At 72.2% G+C, this 3,449-nt stretch carries 3 protein-coding genes; 1 reads left to right on the plus strand and 2 read right to left on the minus strand.

What is annotated here, in order from left to right:
* Both HW445_RS23130 and HW445_RS23135 read right to left on the minus strand, forming a co-directional pair.
* A partial coding sequence (locus HW445_RS23130) for a DeoR/GlpR family DNA-binding transcription regulator (RefSeq protein WP_257231238.1) occupies positions 1 to 781 on the minus strand: 781 nt, incomplete at its 3' end.
* A 254-nt stretch (positions 782 to 1,035) separates the two neighbouring features.
* On the minus strand, positions 1,036 to 2,472 hold the full coding sequence (locus HW445_RS23135) for an NAD(P)H-quinone dehydrogenase (protein ID WP_180222889.1): 1,437 nt from the start codon (positions 2,470 to 2,472) through the stop codon (positions 1,036 to 1,038).
* 160 nt (positions 2,473 to 2,632) lie between these two features.
* Between HW445_RS23135 and HW445_RS23140 the strand changes: the two genes are divergently transcribed.
* On the plus strand, positions 2,633 to 3,445 hold the full coding sequence (locus tag HW445_RS23140) for a purine-nucleoside phosphorylase (protein WP_180222890.1): 813 nt from the start codon (positions 2,633 to 2,635) through the stop codon (positions 3,443 to 3,445).
* Positions 3,446 to 3,449 lie beyond the last annotated feature (4 nt).

Consider the following 3,449-nt stretch of genomic DNA (forward strand, 5'->3'; position numbering starts at 1 on the left):
CCTGCGGTTCCGCCCGGTCGGCCCGCTCGGAACCCGGCGCTCCGGCCACGGCGATCTGGACGCCCTGGTCGGCCAGCGCCTGCAGCTCCGTACCGGCCCGGTCGTCGTGGCCCGGGGGCTCGTCCGTCACCAGGCGCGTGATCAGCTCCGTGGGGACCGTCTGGAACATCGTGTCGGTGCCCAGCTTGGAGTGGTCCGCCAGGACCACCACCTCGGAGGCGGCCTGCACCAGCGCGCGGTCGACGGACGCGGAGAGCATGTTGGAGGTGGACAGGCCCCGCTCGGCGGTCAGCCCACTGCCCGACAGGAAGGCCTTGGAGACCCGCAGCCCCTGGAGGGACTGCTCCGCCCCGCTGCCCACCAGCGCGTAGTTGGAGCCCCGCAGGGTGCCGCCGGTCATCACCACCTCCACCCGGTTGGCATGGGCCAGCGCCTGCGCCACCAGCAGCGAGTTGGTGACCACGGTCAGCCCCGGCACCCGCGCCAGCCGGCGGGCCAGCTCCTGGGTGGTGGTGCCCGCCCCGACCACGATGGCCTCGCCCTCCTCGACGAGACCCGCGGCGAGATCGGCGATGGCGGTCTTCTCGGCGGTCGCGAGATGGGACTTCTGCGGGAAGCCGGACTCACGCGTGAACCCGCCCGGCAGCACCGCACCACCGTGCCGGCGGTCGAGGAGTCCTTCTGCCTCCAGCGCGCGCACGTCCCGTCGCACGGTCACTTCGGAGGTCTGGACGACGCGGGCGAGCTCCCGGAGCGACACCGCTCCGTTGGCACGCACCATTTCGAGGATCAATTGACGACGTTCTGCAGCGAACACGAAACTGACAGTAACCCCAACGACCGCCTGGTTTCAGCAGTTTGCGGCGAATTGCAGAAGATGTGCGTGATCAGGGGCTCGGGATGGTATAAGGCGCGGCTCGGGTGACTATGCCACACGCATGGGCGGCGACGGTCCGTGATCACGGAAGTCGCCGCCCGGACAAACGACAAGCGCCGGCCCCGAGTTGGGGCCGGCGCTCGCGGAATGCGGGGGTGTCAGGCCTTGCGGGTGTGGAGCTGGCGCGCCACCTCGGCGATCGAACCGGACAGCGAGGGGTAGACGGTGAACGCGTTTGCGATCTGCTCCACCGTCAGGTTGTTGTCCACCGCGATGGAGATCGGGTGGATCAGCTCCGAGGCGCGCGGCGCGACCACCACGCCGCCGACCACGATGCCGGTGCCGGGGCGCGCGAAGATCTTCACGAAGCCGTCGCGGATGCCCTGCATCTTGGCGCGCGGGTTGCGCAGCAGCGGCAGCTTGACCACCCGGGCGTCGATCTTGCCGGCGTCCACGTCGGCCTGGGTGTAGCCGACGGTGGCGATCTCCGGGTCGGTGAAGACGTTGGAGGAGACGGCCTTGAGGTTGAGCGGGGCCACCGCGTCGCCGAGGAAGTGGTACATCGCGATGCGGCCCTGCATGGCCGCCACCGAGGCGAGCGCGAAGACGCCGGTGACGTCACCGGCCGCGTAGACGCCGGGGGCCGTGGTCCGGGAGACCTTGTCGGTCCAGATGTGGCCCGAGTCCTTCAGCCGGACGCCGGCCTCCTCCAGCCCCATCTCATGGGTGTTGGGGATCGCGCCGACGGCCATCAGGCAGTGCGTGCCGGTGATCACCCGGCCGTCCGACAGGGTGACCTCGACCCGGTCGCCCACCCGCTTGGCGGACTCGGCGCGCGAGCGGGCCATGACGTTCATGCCGCGGCGGCGGAACACGTCCTCCAGCACGGCGGCGGCGTCCGGGTCCTCGCCCGGCAGCACGCGGTCGCGGCTGGAGACCAGCGTGACCCGCGAGCCGAGGGCCTGGTAGGCGCCGGCGAACTCGGCGCCGGTGACACCGGAACCGACCACGATGAGCTCCTCGGGGAGCTCGTCCAGGTCGTACACCTGGGTCCAGTTCAGGATCCGCTGCCCGTCGGGGCGGGCGGCGGGCAGTTCGCGGGGGTGCCCGCCGGTGGCGATCAGCACGGCGTCCGCGGTCAGCGTCTCCTCGCTGCCGTCCACCGCCCGCACGACCACCTTGCGGGAGCCGTCCGCGGCCTGGAGCCCCTCCAGCCGGCCCCGGCCCCGCAGCACCCGGGCGCCCGCCCGGGTCACCGAGGCGGTGATGTCGTGCGACTGCGCCAGCGCGAGGCGCTTCACACGGCGGTTGACCTTGCCCAGGTCCACGCCGACCACCCGCGCGGGAGCGTCCATGTGAGGAGTGTCGTCGGCGACGATGATCCCCAGCTCCTCGTACGACGAGTCGAAGGTGGTCATCACCTCGGCCGTCGCGATGAGCGTCTTCGACGGCACGCAGTCGGTCAGCACCGACGCGCCGCCCAGACCGTCCGCGTCGACGACGGTCACCTCCGCGCCGAGCTGCGCCGCTACCAGGGCCGCCTCGTATCCGCCGGGCCCGCCACCAATGATCACGATCCGAGTCACGTGCCCCATTGTCCCGCACCTTTCAAGGTCGCACCGCCCGGGGTCCGCCGACCCCCGTCTCACCGCCGCCCGCGTACCCCGTGCGGGCTCGGAAACGACACGGCAACGATCCCGCTGTGCGCCCGTTCTGATCTACGCGCGTAGGGAACGAAGGGATAGGGTCTGCCGCGTGAACGCTTCTCTTCTTCGGGACGACCCCTACGCCGCCGCGGTCGCAGCCGCCGACCGCCTCCGGCAGCTCACGGGCACCGAGACGCACGACGTGGCCCTGGTGCTGGGTTCCGGCTGGGCACCCGCCGTCGACGCCCTGGGCACTCCGGAGGCCGACCTGGAGGTCACCGAGCTCCCCGGCTTCCCGCCCCCGGCGGTCGAGGGCCACGGCGGGCGCGTCCGGTCCTACCGGCTCGGCGACCGCCGGGTCCTGGTCTTCCTCGGCCGCACCCACTTCTACGAGGGCCGCGGCGTCGCCTCCGTGGTGCACGGCGTGCGCACCGCGGTCGCCGCGGGCTGCCGCACGGTGGTCCTCACCAACGGCTGCGGCGGCCTGCGCGAGGGCATGCGCCCGGGCCAGCCTGTACTGATCTCCGACCACATCAACCTGACGGCCACCTCGCCGATCGTCGGCGCCAACTTCGTGGACCTCACCGACCTGTACTCCTCGCGCCTGCGTGAACTGTGCCGGGAGGTCGACCCCGGCCTGGAGGACGGCGTCTACGCGCAGTTCCCCGGCCCGCACTACGAGACGCCCGCCGAGATCCGGATGGCCCGCGTCATCGGCGCGGACCTGGTCGGCATGTCCACCGCCCTGGAGGCCATCGCGGCGCGTGAGGCGGGCGCCGAGGTGCTGGGCGTCTCCCTGGTCACCAACCTGGCGGCCGGCATGACGGGCGAGCCCCTCAACCACGAGGAGGTCCTCCAGGCCGGCCGCGACAGCGCCGCCCGGATGGGCGAGCTCCTCGCCGGGCTGCTGCCGCGCCTGTGACGCG

The organism is Streptomyces sp. UH6, assembly GCF_013421635.1.
GTDB classification, from domain to species: Bacteria; Actinomycetota; Actinomycetes; order Streptomycetales; family Streptomycetaceae; genus Streptomyces; species Streptomyces abyssomicinicus.

Coding starts and splice junctions, on each gene's coding strand:
- HW445_RS23135 (WP_180222889.1), bottom strand. CDS start 2,472: ATGGGGCACGTGACTCGGATCGTGATCATTGGTGGCGGGCCCGGCGGA.